At 62.2% G+C, this 23,138-nt stretch carries 19 protein-coding genes, 1 tRNA gene and 1 pseudogene; 15 read left to right on the forward strand and 6 right to left on the reverse strand.

All coding sequences use genetic code 11. The features are described from left to right. Positions 1–5: 5 nt before the first annotated feature. A complete protein-coding gene (locus tag C0Z19_RS25400; RefSeq protein ID WP_102612602.1) occupies positions 6–1,046 on the forward strand; it encodes a LacI family DNA-binding transcriptional regulator in 1,041 nt (346 codons plus the stop codon). A 131-nt stretch (positions 1,047–1,177) separates the two neighbouring features. Here C0Z19_RS25400 and C0Z19_RS25405 read toward each other — a convergent pair whose 3' ends face one another. Then, complete coding sequence (locus C0Z19_RS25405; RefSeq protein WP_102612603.1) at positions 1,178–1,921, reverse strand: LOG family protein; 744 nt, start codon at positions 1,919–1,921, stop codon at positions 1,178–1,180. 1 nt (position 1,922) lies between these two features. Here C0Z19_RS25405 and polA point away from each other — a divergent pair, with 1 nt between their 5' ends. From polA to C0Z19_RS25420, 3 genes are all read left to right on the forward strand, one after another. After that, positions 1,923–4,700: a DNA polymerase I gene (gene polA, locus C0Z19_RS25410; RefSeq protein WP_102612604.1), complete on the forward strand. Its 2,778-nt coding sequence runs from the start codon at positions 1,923–1,925 to the stop codon at positions 4,698–4,700. A gap of 164 nt (positions 4,701–4,864) precedes the next feature. Next, entirely contained in the window at positions 4,865–6,214 is a 1,350-nt protein-coding gene (locus C0Z19_RS25415; protein ID WP_102612605.1) for an NAD(P)/FAD-dependent oxidoreductase, read from the forward strand. 161 nt (positions 6,215–6,375) lie between these two features. Continuing rightward, on the forward strand, positions 6,376–6,927 hold the full coding sequence (locus C0Z19_RS25420; protein ID WP_146012137.1) for a hypothetical protein: 552 nt from the start codon (positions 6,376–6,378) through the stop codon (positions 6,925–6,927). Positions 6,928–7,013: 86 nt separating this feature from the next. Here C0Z19_RS25420 and C0Z19_RS25425 read toward each other — a convergent pair whose 3' ends face one another. Together C0Z19_RS25425 and C0Z19_RS25430 are read right to left on the reverse strand one after the other, a co-directional pair. After that, positions 7,014–7,886, reverse strand: coding sequence for a sulfurtransferase (locus C0Z19_RS25425; protein ID WP_102612607.1), 873 nt, complete (start codon positions 7,884–7,886; stop codon positions 7,014–7,016). A 151-nt stretch (positions 7,887–8,037) separates the two neighbouring features. Continuing rightward, positions 8,038–9,144 (reverse strand): aromatic ring-hydroxylating oxygenase subunit alpha, encoded by a 1,107-nt coding sequence (locus C0Z19_RS25430; RefSeq protein ID WP_102612608.1) that lies wholly within the window; start codon positions 9,142–9,144, stop codon positions 8,038–8,040. A 279-nt stretch (positions 9,145–9,423) separates the two neighbouring features. Here C0Z19_RS25430 and C0Z19_RS25435 point away from each other — a divergent pair, with 279 nt between their 5' ends. The 4 genes from C0Z19_RS25435 to folE2 all read left to right on the forward strand — a co-directional run bounded on the left by C0Z19_RS25435 (position 9,424) and on the right by folE2 (position 13,577). Next, the gene (locus tag C0Z19_RS25435; protein WP_102612609.1) at positions 9,424–9,726 is read left to right on the forward strand and encodes an exodeoxyribonuclease VII small subunit; all 303 of its coding nucleotides are present in this window, start codon (positions 9,424–9,426) and stop codon (positions 9,724–9,726) included. After that, entirely contained in the window at positions 9,723–10,607 is an 885-nt protein-coding gene (locus tag C0Z19_RS25440; protein ID WP_102612610.1) for a polyprenyl synthetase family protein, read from the forward strand. The genes C0Z19_RS25435 and C0Z19_RS25440 overlap by 4 nt, the downstream gene beginning before the upstream one ends. 85 nt (positions 10,608–10,692) lie before the next feature. Continuing rightward, positions 10,693–12,591: a 1-deoxy-D-xylulose-5-phosphate synthase gene (gene dxs, locus C0Z19_RS25445; RefSeq protein ID WP_102612611.1), complete on the forward strand. Its 1,899-nt coding sequence runs from the start codon at positions 10,693–10,695 to the stop codon at positions 12,589–12,591. Positions 12,592–12,758: 167 nt separating this feature from the next. Next, positions 12,759–13,577: a GTP cyclohydrolase FolE2 gene (folE2, locus tag C0Z19_RS25450; RefSeq protein WP_102612612.1), complete on the forward strand. Its 819-nt coding sequence runs from the start codon at positions 12,759–12,761 to the stop codon at positions 13,575–13,577. A gap of 67 nt (positions 13,578–13,644) precedes the next feature. Here folE2 and tsaD read toward each other — a convergent pair whose 3' ends face one another. After that, a complete protein-coding gene (gene tsaD, locus C0Z19_RS25455) occupies positions 13,645–14,670 on the reverse strand; it encodes a tRNA (adenosine(37)-N6)-threonylcarbamoyltransferase complex transferase subunit TsaD (RefSeq protein ID WP_102612613.1) in 1,026 nt (341 codons plus the stop codon). 110 nt (positions 14,671–14,780) lie between these two features. On the opposite strand from tsaD, the gene C0Z19_RS25460 reads away from it, so the two are divergent. From C0Z19_RS25460 to dnaG, 4 genes are all read left to right on the forward strand, one after another. Continuing rightward, complete coding sequence (locus C0Z19_RS25460; RefSeq protein ID WP_102612614.1) at positions 14,781–16,001, forward strand: BaiN/RdsA family NAD(P)/FAD-dependent oxidoreductase; 1,221 nt, start codon at positions 14,781–14,783, stop codon at positions 15,999–16,001. Positions 16,002–16,071: 70 nt separating this feature from the next. Continuing rightward, positions 16,072–16,284, forward strand: coding sequence for a 30S ribosomal protein S21 (gene rpsU / locus C0Z19_RS25465; RefSeq protein WP_102612615.1), 213 nt, complete (start codon positions 16,072–16,074; stop codon positions 16,282–16,284). 260 nt (positions 16,285–16,544) lie between these two features. Beyond that, on the forward strand, positions 16,545–16,991 hold the full coding sequence (locus C0Z19_RS25470) for a GatB/YqeY domain-containing protein (RefSeq protein ID WP_102612616.1): 447 nt from the start codon (positions 16,545–16,547) through the stop codon (positions 16,989–16,991). A gap of 111 nt (positions 16,992–17,102) precedes the next feature. After that, complete coding sequence (gene dnaG, locus C0Z19_RS25475; protein WP_102612617.1) at positions 17,103–18,992, forward strand: DNA primase; 1,890 nt, start codon at positions 17,103–17,105, stop codon at positions 18,990–18,992. Between the two features lie 46 nt (positions 18,993–19,038). Here the strand turns inward: dnaG and C0Z19_RS28540 are convergent, their stop codons facing one another. Next, positions 19,039–19,494, reverse strand: a complete 456-nt coding sequence (locus C0Z19_RS28540; protein WP_199180797.1) for a hypothetical protein — start codon at positions 19,492–19,494, stop codon at positions 19,039–19,041. Between C0Z19_RS28540 and rpoD the strand changes: the two genes are divergently transcribed. The 3 genes and pseudogenes from rpoD to C0Z19_RS25495 all read left to right on the forward strand — a co-directional run. Next, the gene (rpoD, locus tag C0Z19_RS25485; protein WP_102612619.1) at positions 19,400–21,634 is read left to right on the forward strand and encodes an RNA polymerase sigma factor RpoD; all 2,235 of its coding nucleotides are present in this window, start codon (positions 19,400–19,402) and stop codon (positions 21,632–21,634) included. The two genes, C0Z19_RS28540 and rpoD, sit on opposite strands and share 95 nt — an antisense overlap. Before the next feature lie 307 nt (positions 21,635–21,941). After that, a tRNA-Ile gene (locus C0Z19_RS25490) sits at positions 21,942–22,029 on the forward strand. Between the two features lie 169 nt (positions 22,030–22,198). Next, positions 22,199–22,385 (forward strand): annotated as a pseudogene (locus C0Z19_RS25495) (Arm DNA-binding domain-containing protein); the annotation flags it as partial. Between the two features lie 309 nt (positions 22,386–22,694). Here the strand turns inward: C0Z19_RS25495 and C0Z19_RS25500 are convergent. Further along, complete coding sequence (locus C0Z19_RS25500; RefSeq protein WP_102612620.1) at positions 22,695–22,958, reverse strand: hypothetical protein; 264 nt, start codon at positions 22,956–22,958, stop codon at positions 22,695–22,697. Positions 22,959–23,138 lie beyond the last annotated feature (180 nt).

Genomic DNA, 23,138 nt, shown 5'->3' on the forward strand with positions numbered 1-23,138 from the left:
AGCCCATGCCGACATTGAACGAGGTGGCATTGCATGCGGGTGTGACGCCCGCGACGGTCTCGAACGTGCTGCGCAAGAAGGGGCGCGTGGGGGCCGAGACGCGACAGCGCGTGCTCGAGGCAATCGCGCAACTCGGCTATCGGCCGCATTTGCCGGCGCGTGCGCTGGCCGAGGGGCGTGCGCCGACGATCGCGCTGATGGTGTCGAGCATCGCGAACCCGTTCTATCCCGAGTTCGCGTTGGCGGTGGAGAATGCGCTGCGACGCAAAGGCCAGTTCCTGATCATTTGCAATACGGATGGCGATCCGCAGACGGGGCGGGCTTACCTCGATCAAATTGCCGGTACGTTATCGGAAGGCGTGTTGGTGATGAACGCGAATCTCGACTTCGAGGACCTGCGCACGACCGAGTTGCGTGGGGCGCCCGTTGTGCTCTGCATGTGGGAGCGGCCGCTCGATCCGCCCGGATTGCCTTGTGTCGCGGTGGATTTTCGGTTGGCGGGGGAATTGGCGGCGCAACATTTGTTGTCGCAGGGGCATCGGCGTATTGGAGCGATCGTCGGCAGCAAAGTGTATGGGATTCATGCGGCGCGATATGACGGCTTCGTCGATGCCATGCAAGCGGCGGGGCTTGATGGGGCGGCTGCACCTGTGGTTTATGCACCGGACACGACGCAAGGCGGATATGCGGCTGCGCGCGATTTGCTGAAGGCTCACCCGGATTTGACCGCGCTATTCACGACGAACGATTTGCCGGCGCTTGGTGCGATGCAAGCTGCAGCCGATCTTGGGCTTGAAGTGCCTCGCGATTTGTCGGTGATCGGCATCACCGATATTCAACTCGCGCGCGAGTCGCGGCCCGGGTTGACGACAGTCGCGGTGCCAACTGTGGAGGCAGCGGAGCTTGCGGTCGAATTGTTACTTGAGCTCGTTGAAGCGCCTGAAAACGGCGCGCGTGGTGACGGGCCGGGCGGGGCGCGTGTGTGCGTGACGTCAAAACCTCGCCTCGTGGTGCGGGGGTCGACCGGCGAAGCGTCAACCCGCTGAAGCGCTGTCCGGGTTGGGTAGACTCGACCTTGCAGTTATTCGACGATAGCGACAGAAAGCAAGTCAGGAGTACTAACTAAATCGACAAAATCATAATAAAGGGAGCCGCGATCAGCTCCCTTCTTCATTGATCACAGATAGAACATCCGATCCTCATCCGACTTGGCGGCATGCGGCTCGGCTTCCCCACGATCTTCGTAGAACTTGAGCACGGCTTCGAGCACCTGATCGGGATCGTCGATCACCTGCATCAGATTCATGTCCTCGGGGTTGATGAGCCCCATCGGCACCAGCGCGGTTTCGAACCAATGCAGCAGCCCTTTCCAAAACTCGCTGCCGACGAGAATGATCGGCACGTGCCGCGACTTCTTCGTTTGGATCAGCGTCAACACTTCGGCCAGTTCGTCGAGCGTGCCGAACCCGCCCGGCATCACGATCACCGCATCGGAGTTCTTGACGAACGTCACTTTGCGCGTGAAGAAGTGGCGGAAACGCAGCGAGATGTCCTGCCATTGGTTGCCGGACTGCTCGTGCGGCAATTCGATGTTCAAGCCCACCGAAGGTGCTTTGCCGGCATGAGCACCTTTGTTCGCGGCCTCCATGATGCCCGGGCCGCCGCCCGAGATCACGGCGAAGCCGGCGTCGGACAGCTTGCGCGCAATCTGCGTGGCGAGCTTGTAGTGGGGCGAGCTCGGTTTGAGGCGGGCCGAGCCATAGATGCTGACAGCCGGGCGAATCTCCGAGAGGTACTCGGTCGCCTCAATGAACTCTGCCATAATCGTGAACATCTGCCATGACGCGCGGGCCTTCTTGGCCGTAGCGCGTTCTTGATCTGCGAGCGATCGCAGACTCGGAATCACTTTTCTCTTGTTCATAATGCCTGCAGAACGGAACCTGAAAGGTAAGACCCTCGTATTGGTCGACGGCTCAAGCTATCTCTATCGGGCCTACCATGCGATGCCTGACTTGCGCGGCCCGGACGGCGAGCCGACGGGTGCGCTGTACGGATTCATCAACATGTTGCGGCGCATGCGCAAGGACGTCACGGCAGAGTATAGCGCGTGCGTCTTCGACGCAAAGGGCAAGACGTTCCGTGACGATTGGTTTCCCGAATACAAGGCCCATCGTCCGTCCATGCCCGAGGATCTCGCCCGGCAAATCGAGCCGATCCATCTCGCCGTGCGTGCCCTCGGATGGCCGCTGTTGATGGTCGAAGGCGTCGAGGCCGACGACGTCATCGGCACGCTCGCAGCGGTTGCCGAGCGCGAGGGGATGAACGTCGTCGTCTCCACGGGCGATAAGGATCTGGCCCAACTCGTCAGCGACCATGTGACGCTCGTCAACACGATGTCGAACGAAACGCTCGATCGGGAAGGCGTAATCGCCAAATTCGGCGTGCCGCCCGAGCGCATTGTCGATTACCTCTCGCTGATCGGCGATACCGTCGATAACGTGCCCGGCGTCGAAAAATGCGGCCCGAAGACGGCCGTCAAGTGGCTTACGCAATATGAAACGCTCGATGGCGTGGTCGAGCATGCGAACGAGATCAAAGGCGTCGTGGGCGAGAACCTTCGCCGTGCGCTCGATTTCCTGCCGCTGGCCAAAAAGCTGGTGACGGTCGAGCGCGCCTGCGATCTGACCGCGCACGTGGCGTCGATCGAAGAATCGTTGCCGGCGCGGCCGGAATCGCCGCTCGAATTGCGCGACCTGTTCATGCGGCACGGCTTCAAGACGTGGCTGCGCGAGGTCGAAACGCTGATCGAGGGCGCCGAGAATGAGCAAGCCGCCGCAGGCGTGGTTGAGCCGACGGGCGTGCTCGCCGCCGAGCCGGCGCCGACGATCGTGCGCAAGCGCTGCTACGAAACCGTGCAGACATGGGACCATTTCGATCAGTGGCTGGCCAGGATCGAAGGCGCGCCGCTGACATCGTTCGATACCGAAACCACTTCGCTCGACCCGATGCAAGCGGAACTCGTCGGCATTTCGCTGTCGGTCGGCGTCGACTGCGCGGCCTACATTCCGATTGCGCACCGTGGGCCCGACGCGCCCGCGCAGTTGCCGCGCGACGAGGTGCTGGCCAGGCTCAAGCCGTGGCTTGAAAGTCACGACAAGAAGAAGTTGGGTCAGCACTTGAAGTACGACGAGCAGGTGCTGGCCAACTACGGCATCGAACTGAACGGCGTCGAGCACGACACGCTGCTCGAATCGTATGTGCTCGAGTCGCATCGTCCGCACGACATGGATAGCCTTGCGTCGCGCCATCTGGGCGTCAAAACGATCAAGTACGAAGATGTGGCGGGCAAGGGTGCGCAACAGATCGGTTTCGACGAGGTGCCGCTTGCGCAAGCGGCCGAATACGCGGCCGAAGATGCGGACATCACGTTCCAATTGCATGCGGCGCTGTTTCCGCAGATCGAGGAGGACGAGGGCTTGCTGCGCGTCTACCGCGATATCGAATTGCCGACGGCGCGCGTATTGCGCAAGATGGAGCGCAACGGCGTGCTGATCGACAGTGAACGGCTGCGCCGCCAGAGCAATGAAATCGCGGCGCGGCTGATCGAACTGGAGACGCAGGCCTACGAACTGGCCGGCGGCGAGTTCAATCTCGGCTCGCCGAAGCAGATCGGACAGATTTTTTTCGAACGATTGCAGTTGCCCGTCATCAAGAAGACGCCGAGCGGTGCGCCTTCGACCGATGAGGAAGTGCTGCAAAAGCTGGCCGAAGACTATCCGTTGCCGAAGCTGCTGCTCGAGCACCGCGGCCTGTCGAAGTTGAAATCGACGTACACCGACAAGCTGCCGCGCATGGTCAATCCGAAGACGGGGCGGGTGCATACGAACTATGCACAGGCTGTCGCCGTGACGGGGCGATTGGCGTCGAACGACCCGAATCTGCAAAACATTCCGGTGCGCACGGCGGAAGGCCGTCGTATTCGCGAGGCGTTCATAGCGCCCGCGGGTAGCAAGATCGTCTCCGCCGATTATTCGCAGATCGAATTGCGGATCATGGCGCATATCTCGGGCGACGATTCGCTGCTGCGCGCATTCGCGCACGGCGAAGACATCCATCGTGCCACCGCGGCCGAGGTGTTCGGCGTCACGCCGCTCGAAGTATCGAACGATCAGCGTCGTATCGCGAAGGTCATCAACTTCGGCCTGATATACGGCATGAGCTCGTTCGGGCTCGCGTCGAATCTGGGCATCACGCGCGACGCGGCCAAGCTCTATATCGACCGTTACTTCGCGCGCTATCCGGGCGTCGCCCGCTATATGGACGAGACTCGCACGAGCGCAAAGATCAAGGGCTACGTCGAAACCGTCTTCGGCCGCCGGCTGTGGCTGCCCGAGATCAACGGCGGCAACGGCCCGCGCCGGCAAGCGGCCGAACGTGCGGCCATCAATGCGCCGATGCAGGGCACGGCCGCCGATCTCATCAAGTTGTCGATGATCGCGGTGCAGGCGTGGCTGGAACGAGAGAACGCCAAGAGCCGCATGATCATGCAGGTGCATGACGAACTCGTGCTCGAAGTACCGGACGACGAATTGACCGTCGTCCGCGAAAAGCTGCCGCAATTGATGTGCGGCGTCGCTGCGCTGAAGGTGCCGCTCGTGGCCGAAGTGGGCGCCGGCGCCAATTGGGAGGAAGCGCACTGATGCGCTGATCTCGCGCTCATGCTCGTGGTCGTATGGCTTCAATAAGCCGGCTACGGCTCGCGTGAGCATGGCGCTTCGCGGACAATGACCGAACCGCGCTCGCGCGGCGCTTACGAGCGGGCGCGCGACCGAACCGAATCATCAACGGCACAGGGAGTATCGGCATGCATCGTTTTATCGTCGTGGGAGGAGGAGCAGGGGGGCTCGAATTGGCGACCCGCCTCGGCGATCGTTACGGCGCGCGCGAGCCAGGCCGCGAGCCGCGCGCACTCGTTACGCTCGTCGATCGTAATCCGACACATATCTGGAAGCCATTGCTGCATGAGGTGGCGGCGGGCAGTCTCGATCCCTTCACGCAAGAGCTCGAATATGCGGCGCAGGCTCGCTGGCATGGCTTCGAATTTCAGCAAGGCGATCTGAACGGTCTCGATCGCAGCGCCAGACGCATCACGATCGCCCCCGTCATCGATTCGGACGGCGCGGAGCTCTTGCCGCGGCGCGAGCTCGAATACGACACTCTCGTCATCGCGATCGGCAGTACCACCCATTTCTTCGGCGTCCAGGGCGCAGCAGAGCACTCGATCGCGCTCGACACGGTGGCGCAAGCCGATCGGTTCAGAAAGCGGCTCATCGCGGCCTGCATGCGCGCCGAGCACCAGCCGCACGAGGCCGTCGAGTCGGGTCTGGGCGCTTCCGCCGAGGCAGAGCCGCGCATCCAGGTGGCGATCGTCGGCGGCGGTGCGACCGGTGTCGAGCTGTCCGCGGAGCTGCGCAACACGGCGCAGGTACTGTCCGCATATGGGCTGCATAAGCTCGATCCACGGCACGACATCGGCATCGTGTTGATCGAGGCGGGGCCGCGTATTTTGCCGGCGCTGCAAGAGCGCGTATCGAGCGCGACGGCCGGGTTGCTGCGCAAGCTCGGCGTGAAGTTGATGATCGGCGAGACGGTGGCGGAAGTGGCGCCCGGTGTCGTGCGCACCGCGAGCGGCAAGACCGTGCGTGCCGATTTGACGGTCTGGGCGGCTGGCATCAAGGCGCCGCCCGTGCTTGGACAACTCGACGGGCTCACGGTCAACCGTCTGGGCCAACTTTGTGTGCGCCGCACGCTGCAAACCGAAATCGACGAGAACGTCTTCGCGCTTGGCGATTGCGCGGCTTGCCCGTGGCCCGGGGAGGAGCGCAACGTTCCTCCGCGCGCTCAAGCCGCTCATCAGCAAGCCAGCTTTTTGTTGAAGGCGATGTCGCATCGGCTCGAAGGCAGGGCGCTGCCGGAGTTTACTTATCGCGACTTCGGCTCGCTCGTGTCGCTCGGCCACTTCAGCGCGGTGGGCAACCTGATGGGTGGCCTGATCGGCGGAAGCATGCTCGTCGAAGGTTTGTTCGCGCGCTTTATGTATATGTCGCTATATCGGCTGCATATCGCGGCATTACATGGCTATCCGCGCATGATGCTCGATACCGTTGCGCACTGGCTGCGACGCACGACGTTACCGCGAGTGAAGTTGCATTAGAAGTGGGGCGGCGGCTCGCGAGTGGACGGCCGCCGGGCATCGCTTGCTTTCCGTCTGAATTTGATCGCCGGTCGCCGTTTGCCTTGGCTTAAGCGACTAGCCTTCCCACTTTCAACCAAAGCGGGCGGCCGGCGGCGCTGGCGGCCCGATCCATCGCCACCATGACCCACCCTCCGCTCGCGACGCATATGGTGTCGCTTCCCGACGGCCGCATAGGCAATAACGCGCTCGGCTATTGTTCTGGCAACTCACGAGATCCTGATCGGCCGGTCGCACTGAGCCCGCTCGGCCTGGCTTGGCCGAGGCGCGTGATGCAGGGAACGAGAGTCGTAGTGAAATGGTTGAAGTTGCCCGGGCAGCCGGAATTCCTACATGTCCTCGACGCTGAAACCTCAACGACGAGCGCGCTACCCAGGCGCTTGAAACACCGGTCACCGGCAGATGTGGTGGCGATCCACACGTCGCGCACACAGCATTATCCAGCCGACGTCGCGCTTTACTACGGCACGGCTTCGATCCCTACAGGCAATTTGACCACCGTCACGCCCTTGGGGCGATGGCGGTGCAATATGCCGATAGGTTCTACCGTCGAGATTCGCAATCTGAGCGCGCCGGGCAGCGCGCTCAAGAACGGAGTCTTCTCGTCGCAAGCGTCGATTGCGAAGGATTCGTCCGCGAGCGTGAGCTTTCTAAAAGACTGGCCTGGTGGTTAGCGTCAGCTGGAGCGACGACAAACGCAAGCATGTTCCATGGCCGGGCCAACGTGAGTTCGTCTGCGAAGCTTGGGGGGCAGTCGCCATCACGGATTAGGCCCGGTCGCGACGGGACGCGAAGGGTCGGCGCACCACTCGCTCCACGAGCCGGCGTACAACGCCGCCCCGTGCAACCCAGCCACTTCCATTGCAAGCGCGTTGTGGCAGGCGGTGATGCCGGACCCGCATTGAAGGACGACGTGCTCCGGTGCTTTCGCACCGATGACTGCGCTGAACTCCTCGCGCAGTGAGTGGGCTGACTTGAAGCGGCCGTCAACTGTCAGGTTGTCTTTGAAGAATCGACTCAGTGCGCCGGGAATGTGGCCGGCGACGGGATCGATCGTCTCGTTTTCTCCGCGATAGCGATCGGGCGAGCGTGCGTCCACGACAACCTGCTCGCCGCCTTTGATATTGGCCAATACGTGCTGCGCATCGACGGTGACGGCCAGCGGCGCAGCGGCCTTGAAGTCGCCCTGTGCCGCTGGCGCGGGCAATGCGGTGTCGAGTTTCCGACCGGAGGCCTGCCATGCTTGCAACCCGCCGTCGAGCACGGCCACCGAATCGTGACCGAGCCAACGCAGCATCCACCAGAGTCGGGCCGCATAGGCGCCGCCTTGTGCATCGTAAGCGACCACTTGCTGGTGCTGCTTCAGGCCCTGCTTGGCGAGCATCGCGACCAACGCATCGCGCGAGGGCAGCGGGTGCCGTCCGTTCTTGCCCGTTTTGGCGCCGGAAAGATCGCGATCGAGATGCAGATAGCGCGCGCCCGGGATATGGCCAGCGGCGTAGGCTTGCTCGCCGGCGTTCGGGTTGGCGAGGTCGAAACTGCAATCGAAGACAAGCACGTTGTCGGGGGCGCTGGACAAGCGCTCGGCCAGATTGTCGGCTGAAATGAGCGTGGTGTAGTGCGTGTGCGGCATGATTGGGCTCCTCGTTGGCGAGCGAACTCCCGCGTCAAAAGCGGATGATTGATTGCAGTCTAAACAAAAAGACGGGCAAGAGACACGTTCGTCGTCTTGCCCGTCGTTCGACCGGCGGCCACGGGGCCGCAATGATTGATGGCGATACTCGTCAGATTTCGCCCAATTCCCGCCGCAGGAACTCATGGAAATGTTGCATTCCGTCTTCCATCGGGCTTTGATACGGCCCGACCTGCGATTCGCCCCGATTCAACAGTGCCAGACGGCCCGCGTCCATGCGCTCGGCAATCTCATCGTCCTCGCGCGCCGTTTCCATATACGCGGCGCGTTCCGCTTCGACGAAATCGCGCTCGAACAGCGCAAATTCCTCGGGGTAATAGAACTCGACGATGTTCGTCGTCTTGCGCGGGCCGCGCGGAATCAGCCACGAGACGACGAGCACATGCGGGTACCACTCGATCATGAGACCCGGGTAATAGACCATCCAGATCGCGCCGTACTCGGGCGGCTCGCCATCGCGCACGCGCAGCACCTGATCGTGCCACTTGCGATAAGTCGGGCTCCCGGCCTTGGCGAGCCCGTTATGCACGCCGACCGTCTGAACGCTGTACCAATCGCCGAACTCCCACGTCAGGTCGTCGCAATTGACAAAGCTGCCGAGGCCCGGATGGAAGGGCACGACGTGATAGTCCTCGAGATACACCTCGATGAACGTCTTCCAGTTGTAGTTGCACTCATGCACTTCGACGTGATCGAACATGTAGTCCGTAAAGTCGAAGTGATGCTGCGTGCCGAGTTTCGCCAGATCTTTCGCGACGTCCCGGCCTTGCGCCTCGAACAGTAAGCCGTGCCAGTTCTGCAGCGCGGTGGCGCCGAGGTTCAGGCACGGATTGTCGGCGAAGTGCGGCGCCCCGAGCAGTTCCCCGTCGAGGTTGTAGGTCCAGCGATGCAGCGGGCAGACGATATTCTGAGCTTGGCCGCGCCCATTGAGCATGATCGCCTGACGATGGCGGCAGACGTTCGACAGCAGCTCCACCTGCGAACGTTGGTTGCGCACGAGCACGCGCCCTTCGTTTTCGCTTGGCAGGGCGAAATAGTTCCCCGCCTCGGGCACCATCAGTTCGTGCCCGACGTAGCGAGGACCCTTCTTGAAAAGTATTTCGATTTCTCGCGCGAGAAGCGCTTCGTCGAAGTAAGCCGTGACCGGCAGCTGGCTCGAAATGGCCTTGAGCTGCAAAGCATTGCTCAGATTGGACATTCCCACTCCCGAAAAACGTGAAAGCAGTGAACAACCCAACCATCGAAGATTCGATTTAGGGAACCGGCGATTATACCCGTTTGCCCTCGCTTGGGGCGCTTAAGTGCATGATTTGGGTTAAAAAAGCGCGCGCAAGAAGCAATCCTGCCCGCAAGGCGAGCCGCGGAAGTGTTGTTTTTTTGTCGGTGCTCCCGGCATCGTGGCGGGGGCGCGGATGGAGAGGGTTGTGCGCTTTTGCCGTAGAATGTCCGACTTGCTTTTAAATTCACCCCCGATCCGATGGCGAAGACAGCACCCGAAGGTACCGCCGCGCCCGACTCAGGTAGCGAACAGGCTGATACAGCGCTGCCTCAGAACTACGAAGCAGCGGTGGCCGAGCTGGAAGCGTTGGTTTCTCGCATGGAGGGCGGCGCCTTGAGCCTCGAGGAGTCGCTGGCCGCGTACCGGCGCGGTGCGGCGCTCGTGGCGTATTGTCAGCAACAGCTGGAAAAGGTGGAGCAACAGGTGCGCGTGCTCGATGGCGAGACGCTCAAGCCGCTGCCCCCCGGTACGGCCCCCGCGGACAGCGGAGATGACCTATGACTTTTGAAGAATGGATGCGCGCGGTGCTCGCGCGCGTCGAAGCGGCCCTCGATCGTTACTTGCCTGCCGCGGCCATGGAGCCGGCCCGGCTGCATGACGCCATGCGCTACGCCGTGCTCGGCGGCGGCAAGCGCGTGCGGCCGCTGCTCGTGCATGCAGCGGGCGAGCTGACCGGCGCGCGGCCCGAGGCGCTGGAGGCGGCATCGGCTGCGCTCGAGATGATCCATGTCTACTCGCTCGTGCATGACGATATGCCCTGCATGGACGACGACGATCTGCGCCGCGGCAAGCCGACGGTCCACGTCAGGTATGACGAAGCCACGGCGCTGCTCGTAGGCGACGCGCTGCAATCGCAGGCCTTCATCGTGCTGACCGATGACGCTGCCCTCGATGCGCGCGCGCAAGCGTCGCTCGTGCGCGAACTGGCGGTCGCGAGCGGCTCGATCGGCATGGCGGGCGGGCAGGCGATCGATTTGGCCAGCGTGGGCCTGACGCTCACGCGGCCGCAGCTGGAAACGATGCACCGGATGAAGACGGGCGCGCTGTTGCGCGCGTCGGTCCGCATGGGCGCGTTGGCCGGCGCCACGCCCGACGCAAAGGCGCTGGCGGCGCTTGACACCTATGCGGCGGCCGTGGGGCTGGCGTTCCAGGTCGTCGACGACATCCTCGATGTGACCACGGATTCGGCCACGCTCGGCAAGACAGCGGGCAAGGACGCGAAAGACGGCAAGCCGACGTACGTGTCGATTATCGGGCTGGATGCGTCGCGGGCATTGGCGGCGCAATTGCGACGCGAAGCGCACGACGCGCTCGCGCCTTTCGGCGAGCATGCACGGCGTTTGGCTGAACTTGCCGACCTGGTGGTACACCGGGTGAGTTGAACGCGAAGCCCGCTAGCGCGTGCCATTGGCCTCGAGAAGCGTGACAAGAAAGCGGGCGCGTAACTTTTCCTAGAATGGAACGACGATGTACGACTTGTTGAAAACCATCGACGACCCGGCGGATTTGCGCCGCCTCGACCGCCGTCAATTGAAGCCGCTGGCCGACGAGCTGCGTGCGTTCGTGCTTGACAGCGTGTCGCAAACGGGCGGCCATCTGTCGTCGAACCTCGGCACCGTCGAGCTGACGATCGCCCTGCATTACGTCTTCGATACGCCGCACGACCGGATTGTGTGGGACGTCGGCCATCAAACGTATCCTCATAAGATTCTGACGGGGCGCCGCGATCGCATGCCGACGTTGCGTCAGCGCGGCGGGATTTCCGGCTTCCCGCGTCGCACCGAATCGCAGTACGACACGTTCGGAACGGCCCATTCGAGCACGTCTATTTCTGCGGCGCTCGGCATGGCGATCGCGAGCAAGCTCGAAGGCATCGATCGTTTCTCGATCGCTGTGATCGGCGACGGCGCGATGACGGCCGGCATGGCGTTCGAAGCCATGAACAACGCCGGCGTGTGCGACGATTTGCCGTTGCTCGTGATCCTCAACGATAACGACATGTCGATCTCGCCGCCCGTCGGCGCGCTCAACCGCCATTTGGCCCGGTTGATGTCGGGGCGCTTCTATGCGGCTGCTCGCGCGGGTGTAGAGCGCGTGCTGCGCGTCGCGCCGCCGGTGCTCGAACTCGCTCGCAAGCTCGAAGAGCATGCGAAGGGCATGGTGGTGCCGGCCACGTTGTTCGAGGAATTCGGTTTCAACTACATCGGCCCGATCGACGGCCATGATCTCGACTCGTTGATCCCGACGCTGCAAAACATCCGCGAGCTGCGCGGCCCGCAGTTCCTGCACGTCGTGACGAAGAAGGGGCAGGGTTACAAGCTGGCCGAGGCTGATCCCGTGCTGTACCACGGCCCTGGCAAGTTCAACCCGGCCGAAGGCATCAAGCCGCCCACCTCGCCGTCGAAGAAAACCTACACGCAGGTATTCGGCGAATGGCTGTGCGACGCGGCCGAACTCGATTCGCGCGTCGTCGGTATCACGCCCGCCATGCGCGAAGGCTCGGGCATGGTCGAATTCGAGAAGCGGTTCCCCGATCGCTATTACGACGTCGGTATCGCCGAACAGCATGCCGTGACGTTCGCGGGCGGCATTGCAACGGAAGGCCTGAAGCCCGTCGTCGCAATCTATTCGACATTCCTGCAGCGCGCTTACGATCAGTTGATCCATGACGTCGCCCTGCAGAACCTGCCTGTCGTTTTTGCGATCGACCGAGCGGGGCTTGTCGGCGCCGATGGTGCGACGCACGCCGGCGCGTACGACCTCGCGTTCCTGCGCTGCATTCCGAATATGACGGTGATGGCGCCTGCGGACGAAAACGAATGTCGCCAAATGTTGTACACGGCGTTGCAGCAGCCGAACCCGACGGCGGTTCGGTATCCGCGCGGCGCGGGCACCGGCGTGGCGACTGTCAAGCAGATGACGGCGCTGCCGGTCGGTCGAGGCGAGATTCGCCGCCAATCGACGGCGCCCAAGGGCAGCCGGATCGCCATTCTGGCGTTCGGCACGATGGTCGCGCCGTCGTTGGCCGCTGCCGAGGCGCTCGACGCCACGGTCGCCAACATGCGCTTCGTCAAGCCGATCGACGCCGAGCTGATTCGCGAACTCGCGCAAACGCACGACGCGATCGTGACGGTCGAAGAAGGATGCATCATGGGCGGCGCGGGCTCTGCGTGCGTTGAATCCCTGCTTGCCAATGGGGTTGTTCGCCCCGTACTACAATTGGGCCTCCCCGACAGCTTCATCGATCACGGCGATCCGGCCAAGCTGCTCGCGGAGTGCGGCCTCGACGGCGCGGGCATCGAACGTTCGATTCGCGCGCGCTTTTTCGAGCCGGCGGCGAAGCTGGCGGCGCAACGCGTAGCCTGACGCTGCACCGGTCGCATGTGCGGCCCACAGCAGCAGCGTTTCTCGGAGATCAGCGTTTCTTGGAGATGCATGCATGGGCCCTTCGGGCCCATGTTTCGTTATTGGCGTGACTTACGCCGGCCCGTCCGCGCCGGTTTCTTAGCTGCGCCCATTAGGACAAAACAACGATGAACCAGATGAATCCCGCCTTCGTGATGCCCGACGTTCAAAGTACGGTCGACACGCGGCAGATTCCGATTCAGCGCGTCGGCGTGAAGGGCGTGCGCCATCCCTTGATGGTGCGCACACCGAGCGGCGACGCCCAGCCGACGGTCGGAACATGGAACCTCGACGTGCATTTGCCGGCGCATCAGAAGGGCACGCACATGTCGCGTTTCGTTGCATTGCTCGAAGGCAACAAGGCGCCGCTGGAGGCCGCCACATTTCGTGCGTTGCTGGCCGAGATGCTCGAAAAGCTCGAAGCGACGAGCGGCCGCATCGAGGTGACGTTCCCCTACTTCGTATCGAAGACGGCGCCTGTTTCGGGGGTGTCGAGCCTGCTCGATTACGAAGTGACGTTGGCGGGGCAGGCGCGCGACGGCGATGTGCGCACCTTCTTGCGCGTGCTTGTGCCGGTAACGAGCCTGTGCCCGTGCTCGAAGGAAATCTCTCAGTACGGCGCTCACAATCAGCGTTCGCACGTGACGATCGAAGTCGAGTTGCTGGCCGATCTGCCTGTCGAAGAGTTGATTCGGATGGCCGAGGAAGAGGCTTCGTGCGAACTGTGGGGATTGCTGAAGCGCCCCGACGAGAAGTTCGTGACCGAGCGTGCTTATGAGAATCCGAAATTCGTCGAAGATCTCGTGCGTGATGTGGCGCAGCGGCTCAATCGCGACGAGCGCATCGTGTCGTACGTGCTCGAGGCCGAAAACTTCGAATCGATCCATAACCACAGCGCTTACGCGGTGATCGAGCACGACAAGCGCGGTGCAATGGCTGCGGTCTGACTTGCGTGGCCCGCGCGAGCGGGCCCATCAGCGAGGTATTCCCTTTTTGCTCGCAGCCCGCAGGCTGCTACCGCGCGAGCGAGGTCAAATCCCAGCGCGGCTTGACGGTGAACGCGTAGTCCTTGCTCGCCTGATGCGGCCAGCGTTGCAGTCGTAGCGCGCCGGCCAGCGCGATCATTGCGCCGTTATCGGTGCATAGCGAGAGGTCCGGGTAATGGACTTCGAAGCCGCGCTTCGCGGCGGCTGCCGACAGCGCCTCGCGAAGTTGGCGATTTGCTCCCACGCCCCCCGCCACGACGAGCCGCTTGAGCCGCGTCTTTTTCAGTGCGGCCAGCGATTTGCCAACCAATACTTCGACGGCTGCATCGACGAAGCCACGGGCGAGATCAGCTTTGGACTGTTCGCAGACGTTCGCGCCGAATTGCTTGGTTTGAGTCAGCACGGCTGTTTTCAAACCGCTGAAGCTGAAATCCAGATTGCCCGAATGCAGCATCGGCCGCGGCAGCGTGACGGCGCCCGGCGTGCCGTAATCGGCCAGCCGCGACACTTCCGGGCCGCCTGGATAGCCGAGCCCGAGCAGCTTCGCGGTTTTGTCGAAGGCTTCCCCGGCCGCGTCGTCGAGGGTTTCGCCGAGCGTCTCGTAGACGCCGACATCGGTCACGCGCATGAGCTGGGTGTGGCCGCCCGAGACGAGCAGTGCGACGAACGGGAAGGGCGGCGGCGCATCGACGAGCAACGGCGACAACAAGTGGCCTTCGAGATGATGGATGCCGATGGTCGGTTTGTCCCACGCCATCGCCAGCGCGTTCGCGATGCTCGCCCCGACGAGCAGCGCACCCGCAAGGCCGGGGCCCTGCGTGAACGCGATGGCGTCGATGTCGGCCGGTGCGGCGCCCGAGCGAGCCAGCACATCCTCGAGCAGCGGCAGAGCACGGCGGATGTGGTCGCGCGAAGCGAGTTCGGGCACGACGCCGCCGTATTCGCGATGCATGGCGATCTGCGAATGCAGGGCGTGGGCGAGCAAGCCGCGCTCGGTGTCGTAGAGCGCGAGCCCCGTTTCGTCGCACGAGCTTTCGATACCGAGAACGAGCATGGTGAGGTGGGCGAGGGAGCGGCGGGCAGCGCTGCCCAAAGAAGGCGTGGAAAGCACGAAAGTATACCAGCGCGCAGCCTGCGGCCGCTCGCGCAGGTAGAATGCGCGCCATGGAATCGTTCGATATCGCCGTGATCGGCGCAGGCGCTGCCGGGATGATGTGCGCAGCGGTAGCGGGACAGCGCGGCGCGCGCGTGGTGCTGATCGATCACTCGCCGCGTCTCGCGGAGAAAATCCGCATCTCCGGCGGTGGGCGCTGCAACTTCACGAACCTGCAAGCCGGCCCCGTCAATTTCCTTTCGGCCAACCCGCATTTTTGCCGTTCGGCGCTTGCGCGTTATACCCCGCGCGATTTTCTGGCGCTGTTGAAGTCGCATCGCATCAGTTGGCACGAGAAGCATCGGGGTCAGCTGTTTTGCGACCATTCGAGCGAATCCATCATCGACATGCTCAAGGCCGAGTGCGAAACGGGCCGCGTGGCGTGGCGGCGTCCCGTGACGGTGCAGGCCGTGCGTCGCAGCGAGGCCGGCGTTTTCGCATTGGAAACAAGCGGCGGCGAACTGGCGGCGCGCGCTTTGATCATTGCAACAGGCGGTCTTTCCATTCCGAAAATCGGCGCGACCGACTTCGCTTATCGGCTGGGTAAACAATTCGGCCACAAACTCGTCGACACCCGGCCTGCCCTCGTGCCGCTGACGTTCACGTCCGAAGAGTGGGCGCCGTTTTCGGCGCTGGCCGGCGTATCGCTGGAAGTCGAGGTCTCGGCTGGCGCGAAGCGCGCCCAGGGTTCGTTCGTCGAAGACTTGCTGTTCACTCACCGAGGGCTATCGGGGCCCGGCGTGCTGCAGATCTCGAGCTACTGGCAAAGCGGTGAGCCGATCGTCATCGATTTGCTGCCCGGACGCGATGCGGCGGTTGAACTGCTCGAAGCGAAAGCGGACGGGAACAAACGCCAGATCGGCAATTTGCTCGGGCAGTGGCTGCCGGCGCGCTTGGCGCACGCCTGGCTCGACACACACGACGTTTCCGCCGAGGCTCGCTTGACCGATTTGTCTGATAAATCACTGCGTCGGCTCGGCGAGGCATTTTCCCGCTGGGTTCTGACGCCGTCCGGCACCGAGGGCTATCGTAAGGCCGAAGTGACGAAGGGCGGCGTCGATACGCGGGAATTGTCATCGACGACGATGATGAGTGCGCGTGTCCCGGGGCTGTATTTCATTGGCGAGGCCGTCGACGTGACGGGCTGGCTCGGAGGCTATAACTTCCAATGGGCGTGGGCATCCGGCGTGGCCGCAGGCGAGGCTGCGGTCGAATATACACGCAACACTTGACAAGTTTCGTGTATATGTGCAGAACGTCTGCTATACTCCCCGACCTTTGGAAGATTTCCGTTTTGGAAACATGACGATCATCCGCGTAAAAGAAAACGAGCCCTTTGAAGTCGCGATGCGCCGCTTCAAGCGCACGATCGAGAAGACCGGTCTCCTGACCGAACTTCGCGCGCGTGAATTCTACGAGAAGCCCACGGCTGAACGTAAGCGAAAGAAATCTGCCGCTGTGAAGCGCCATTTCAAGCGCCTGCGCAGCCAGATGTTGCCGAAGAAATTCTATTGATTCCCACATACCGGCTTCGGCCGCTCGGTCGCGCTTCGCGCGTGCGGCGCCGCCGGTGTTTGATTTAGCGCGGCATCGGCGCTCTCGCTATCCCGATCGACGTTTCGTGTCCGATCCGGATGCAAGGTCTGGCCCCGATCCCGCTTGTGAATGCGCGGAGCGCGCAAGACCCGCTTGAGGAAGCGTCCCAAGCGGGTTTTTGTGCTCAGCGTTCACTGTTTCTGGTTCGTATTCCTCTTGGTTCTTCAGTCGGGTGAAAGATGAGTCTCAAAGATCGTATCAACGAGGACATGAAAACCGCGATGCGCGCGCGCGAAGCGGGGCGCCTCGCCACGATTCGTTTGCTGCTGGCGGCGATCAAACAGCGCGAGGTCGATGAGCGCACGACGCTCGACGACGCTGCGGTCACGGCCGTCATCGACAAAATGATCAAGCAGCGCAAGGATTCGATCAGCCAATTCGAAGCGGCCGGTCGGACGGATCTGGTCGAGCAGGAGCGCGCCGAGCTGGCCGTGCTGGCGGCCTACATGCCGGCGCAACTGTCCGAAGCCGAGATTGCCGAACAGGTTCAAGCCGCGGTTGCCGAGACGGGCGCGACCGGCCCGCAGGATATGGGCAAGGTCATGGGCGTGCTCAAGGGCAAGCTTGCCGGACGCGCGGACATGACGGCGGTTTCGGGCCTCGTCAAGGCCGCACTGTCGAAGTAAACCGGTGCGAGAAACGGAAAAGCCGCGCTGCCGGGTACGGCGCCGCCGAGCAATCGGTGGCGCTGCGCCCTGGTGGTTGGCGTTCCCTCGTTTCGCTCCCCGTCATCGCAAGTGATTCCGCACGCTTTTCTTCAGGATCTGCTGGACCGCGTCGACATCGTCGACGTGGTGGGCAAGTACGTCCAGTTGAAGAAGGGCGGTGCGAACTTCATGGGGCTGTGTCCGTTCCATAACGAGAAAAGTCCCTCGTTTACGGTCAGTCCGACCAAGCAGTTCTATCACTGTTTCGGTTGTGGGGCGCATGGCACGGCAATCGGCTTCCTGATGGAGCACGCCGGGCTTTCGTTTCCCGAAGCCGTTGGCGAACTCGCGCAAGGCGTTGGCCTGACTGTGCCGCAAGAGCCGTCGCCGGCTCGAGGCGGCTACGGCGGTCACGGTGGGCAAGGCGGCGGCTCCGAGCGATTCGCCCCGGTCGACGGCAAGGCCGTTGCGGCGCTGTCCGAACTCATGCAAACGGCGTGCGACTACTACCGCAAGGCTTTGCGCGCTGCGCCGCAAGCGATCCAATACCTGAAAAAACGCGGGCTGACCGGCGAAGTCGCCGCGCGCTTCGGGCTTGGGTTCGCGCCGGACGGCTGGCAAAACCTCGAAGCGGCATTCGCCGATTACCGTAGCGACGCACTGGTGGAGGCGGGCCTCGTCATCGTCAGCGAGAAGCTCGATGTCCAAGGCCAACCGCGGCGCTATGACCGGTTCCGCGAGCGGATCATGTTTCCGATCCGGAACGTCAAAGGCCTCGTGATCGGGTTTGGCGGCCGCGTGCTGGACGGCGGCGAGCCCAAGTATTTGAATTCGCCGGAAACGCCGCTATTTAGCAAGGGTAGCGAGCTGTACGGGTTGTTCGAGGCGCGCCTCGCCATCAGAGAGGCGCACTTCGTTCTCGTGGTCGAAGGCTATATGGATGTCGTCGCGCTGGCTCAGCTCGGTTTTCCGAATGCCGTTGCGACCCTTGGGACGGCCTGTACGCCGATTCACGTCCAGAAGCTGCTGCGGCAGACCGATACCGTCATTTTCAGTTTCGACGGCGATGCAGCGGGGCGACGCGCGGCGCGTCGGGCGCTCGACGCCTGCCTGCCTCACGCAGCGGACAATCGGACGATTCGTTTTCTGTTTCTGCCGCCGGAGCACGATCCGGACAGTTTCATCCGTGAATTCGGCAAGGAGGCCTTTTCCGAGCAGATCGAGCATGCGTTGCCGCTGTCGCAGTTCATGTTGAACGAGGTGCTGATCGGCAAGGAGCTTGATACGCCTGAAGGGCGCGCGCGGGCACTGTTCGATGCGAAGCCGCTGTTGCAAGCGCTGCCGGCGAACGCGCTGCGCGCTCAGATCATGCACATGTTCGCCGATCGGCTCGGCGTGCCGTTCGAGGAAGTGGCGGCGCTGTGCGACGTCGACGCGCGCATCGTCGCGGCGGCACGGCCGGCGCCGGCGCGCAAGGACCGTCGGCGCGTCACGGGTATCGAAGAACGCGCACTGCGCAATCTGGTGATGTACCCGCGCATCGTGTCGGTCCTGGATGAAGCGAGCGAGGAGAGCCTGTTCAATCAGAGCCACCATGCTGAATTGTTTGCGGAGGCGGTGACTCATGCGCGCGCACTCGGCGACGCGGCGCAGTTTCAGCACCTGTCTGACCTGCTCAGAAATGGGGCCAACGCGGCGACTTTCGAAGAAATCTTCCGCGAAATTCTGGTCTATGATGAAAACGTCCGTGATTTGCTGATGCACGATGTGGAAGACGCCGCCGCGGCCGAGCAACAGCAGGAGCGCGAGCGCATCGCTGCCGAGGAGTTCCTGGCGGCCATTCTGAAGATCCGTTACGACGCGTGTTCCGAGCGGCTGGAGCGCTTGTCGCGCCAGTCGAAGCTGACACCGGAGGAAATCGACCAATTCGCTGACCTGAACCGGCAAAGGGCCGAAATGAAGCGGCAGCTTGGGCTGTGAGAGGGGGATTGTGCCGTGTGTGCTATAATAAAAGGTTTTCAGCGGTTTAGTTTGTCTTTTCGCAGCAAAGGCGCTGGGGCAGGGGCGACAGAGCGATGGTAAAGGCGGCGATGGCAAAGGCAGCGACAGCAAAGACTGAGGGCGCGAAGGCGGCTGCCAAAGGCGTGGGTGGCAAGGCGGGCGCAAGCAAGGCCGGGGCTTCGCGTTCGAGCCAGCGCGAGCATGCGGCTCGGCCGGCGCGCAAGGGCGTCGTCAGTGCCAGGGCTGTTGCTACGTCTGCTCGCCAAAAGAAGGTTTCAAGCGACGCTACAAGCAAGGTTTCAAGCAAGGCTGCGAGCGCAGCCAAAGAGGCCGGCAAGAAGCCGGCAAGGTCTGGGGCTGCACGAACTTCGGCGGCAGCCGCCAATATGACGAAGGCCGCGAAAGCGTCCGCCAAGCCGGAGACGAGAGCCGCCGCCGAAAGGCGAACCGGTTCGAAAAGCGCAGGGGGCGCGGCTGCCACGCCGGACGATTCGGCAGTGCGCGAAACCCAGGTATCCACGGTGCAACCGGCTGAAGTCCAGCAGCCGCGAGTCGAGACTATAGCCGGTACGGCGAACTCCATGACGAAAAAGCTGAACGAAGTATCCGTCGATGACGACGCAACCCAGAGCGAAGAGCAACAAGCTGCTCCGGGCAAGGGCGAGAAGGCCAAGGCGCGTGATCGCCGCGCGAAGGAAAAGGCGCTGCTGAAGGACGCGTTCGCGTCGAGTCAGCCAGGCACGGCGGAGGAGCTCGAAGAGCGCCGCTCGAAGCTGCGTGCGCTGATCAAGCTCGGCAAAGAGCGCGGCTTTTTGACGTACGCGGAAATCAACGATCACCTGCCGGACAACTTCGCGGAGACGGAGGCGATCGAAGGGATTATCAGCACGTTCAACGACATGGGGGTGGCTGTCTACGAGCAGGCGCCCGATGCCGAAACGCTGCTGCTGAACGACAACGCTCCCGCTGCTTCGTCGGACGATGAAGTCGAGGAGGAAGCTGAAGTCGCGTTGTCGACGGTCGATTCCGAATTCGGCCGTACGACGGACCCTGTGCGCATGTATATGCGTGAGATGGGTACGGTCGAGCTGCTTACGCGCGAAGGCGAAATCGAGATCGCGAAGCGAATCGAAGACGGCCTGAAGCATATGGTGATGGCGATTTCGGCGTGCCCGACGACGATCGCGGACATCCTTGCGATGGCTGAGCGCGTCGCCAACGACGAAATCCGTATCGACGAGCTCGTCGACGGCCTCATCGACCCGAACGCGGAAGACGCTGACGGCTTCTCGGCGCAGGAAGCCGAAGCGATCGAGAACGAGAGCGAGGAAGAAGAGGAAGAGGAAGAGGAGGAAGAAGAGGACGACGACGGCACCGCGCAGGCCACGGCCAACGCGGCGCAACTCGAAGCCCTCAAGCGTGTATCGCTCGAAAAATTCGCGATGATCAGCGAGTGGTTCGACAAGATGCGCCGTGCGTTCGAGAAGGAAGGCTACAAGTCGAAGTCGTATCTGAAGGCGCAAGAGACGATTCAGAACGAGCTGATGTCGATTCGCTTCACGGCGCGTACCGTGGAGCGTCTGTGCGATACGTTGCGTGCGCAGGTCGACGAAGTGCGTCAGGTCGAGCGTCAGATTCTGCATATCGTCGTCGACAAGTGCGGCATGCCGCGTGCGGAGTTCATCGCGCGCTTCCCGGGTAGCGAGACTGATCTCGAGTGGGCCGAGAAGGTTGTGGCCGAGAATCATCCGTACAGTGCGATTCTTTCGCGCAATATTCCGGCGATCCGTGAGCAGCAGCAGCGTTTGCTTGATTTGCAGGCGCGCGTCGTTCTGCCGCTGAAGGATTTGAAGGAAACGAACCGTCAAATGGCGGCTGGCGAATTGAAGGCGCGCCAGGCCAAGCGTGAGATGACCGAGGCGAACCTGCGTCTCGTGATTTCGATCGCGAAGAAGTACACGAACCGTGGTTTGCAATTCCTCGATTTGATCCAGGAAGGCAACATCGGTTTGATGAAGGCCGTGGACAAGTTCGAGTATCGTCGCGGCTACAAATTCTCGACGTACGCGACGTGGTGGATTCGTCAGGCCATTACGCGTTCGATCGCTGATCAGGCGCGCACGATCCGGATTCCGGTTCACATGATTGAGACGATCAACAAGATGAACCGTATTTCGCGGCAGATTTTGCAGGAGACGGGTCTCGAGCCTGATCCGGCGACGCTCGCGGAAAAGATGGAAATGCCCGAGGACAAGATCCGCAAGATCATGAAGATTGCGAAGGAGCCGATCTCCATGGAAACGCCGATCGGCGACGACGACGATTCGCATCTGGGCGATTTCATCGAAGACACGAATACGGTCGCTCCTGCCGACGCCGCGTTGCATGCGAGCATGCGCGACGTGGTGAAGGATGTGCTCGATTCGTTGACGCCTCGCGAAGCGAAGGTGTTGCGCATGCGTTTCGGTATCGAAATGAGCACGGACCACACGCTTGAGGAAGTGGGCAAGCAATTCGACGTGACGCGTGAGCGTATCCGTCAAATTGAAGCGAAGGCGCTGCGCAAGCTGCGTCATCCGAGCCGTTCGGACAAGCTGAAGTCGTTCCTCGAAGGCAACTGAGCGTCGATCGATCGGTAGCGTAGCAGTAGCAAGAGACCCGGCGTTAAGCGCCGGGCTTTTTTTTCATGGTCGCCTGGCGGCTTTGAACCGGGCTGCGGGCCACGCGGCGGCAGGTGTTGATGCGGGCAACGGCTGCCTGATGCTGGCCGGTTCGGCGAGTATGCGGCGAGTTCGCATTTATTTGGTTTTTCGGATTTGCGTGCGGCAGCATTAGCCGATAGACTCGCAATCTTTCTGCGACGATGATTGACGGTCGCAGATTTCCTATCCGCCACGAGCCAAGCTATTCAAAAACGTGGCGTCGGATGGGCCGGACGCCGTGCTGGTTGCAGGCAGCGGACTCATAATCCGCCTCCGAAAGGACACCGTGGGTTCGACTCCCACCCGGCCCACCAAAGAATCTCTCAAGGATTCCCCAAGTCACCAAAAAACTACGCCGCGACAAGGGCTTAGTAATTTGACCTTACCAAGTTTGCCCAGTACCATTGGCACCCAGAAATTTTGGGGGCATCGTTGGTGGCATTTCTCCAATTCTTGGGGCATCTAGATGCTCCCGTTCTACAGATGCCCCTTACCGACGTTGCAGTACGAGCCGCGAAGCCTCGCGAGAAAGCCTACAAGCTTGCCGATGGACATGGAATGTACCTGGAGGTGATGCCTTTGGGAGCCAAGTATTGGCGCCTCAAATACCGGATTGACGGGAAAGAGAAGCGCGCGGCGTTGGGCGTCTATCCGAAAGTGTCATTGCTTGAGTCAACGATCGATCGCCGCGATCGCGTTATTCGCTACATCGCTGTTCGGCTGGAGAATGGCACAGTGAGACGGTTAGTCGAGGGAAGGTCGCATTGTATGACGTATTAAACCAAGACACCGTTTGGGCCATTGACCTCTCGTTCGAAGGCACATGCACATCAAGCGTGCGGCTTGGGAAGGGGTTAGCGTCCGTCCCCGTTGGGTACAAGCCCACTCCAGGCGTTCGATTGCGACCTGATCACCACTATGCGTCGTGAGAATATCTGTGGCGATATTCAGTATAGAAGCCCGCCCCGTGCGGGCTTATTCACATCTGAGCCAAGGCTGGTTTCGTCGGCACGGTCGGCACCCCAATCTCCTCCCCGATCCACAGCACCGACCAGTCGCTCGAGCCGTCGACGCCAATGAAGTTCCAGATCATCTCGCCGGCGGCGTTCCAGCCATTGAAGCGCGCCGGCTGGATCTCGTCCTGCCATTCCTGGCACCGGTCCCAGTCGTCGTCTCGCCCGACGTCGGGCTTGGGGATGACCCAGTAGAAGGCGCCGACGATGAGGTGTTTTTCGGTGACCATACCCACTCCCGACCCGGATGCCCCTCATAAGGATAGGCGCGTCCATGGGCTATGAGTATTTTCCAATCCTGAGAGGAGTCTGAACCGGTAGGTGGTGTGGGGGTTCAGGGGTCGCTGTATCTCTATCGGAAAGCGGGAGTTGTCCACGGCCGGCACGGCGGTGGACAACTCCCGCCCGCG

Origin of the sequence: Trinickia soli (assembly GCF_002879855.1) — a bacterium.
Classification (GTDB): Bacteria; Pseudomonadota; Gammaproteobacteria; order Burkholderiales; family Burkholderiaceae; genus Trinickia; species Trinickia soli.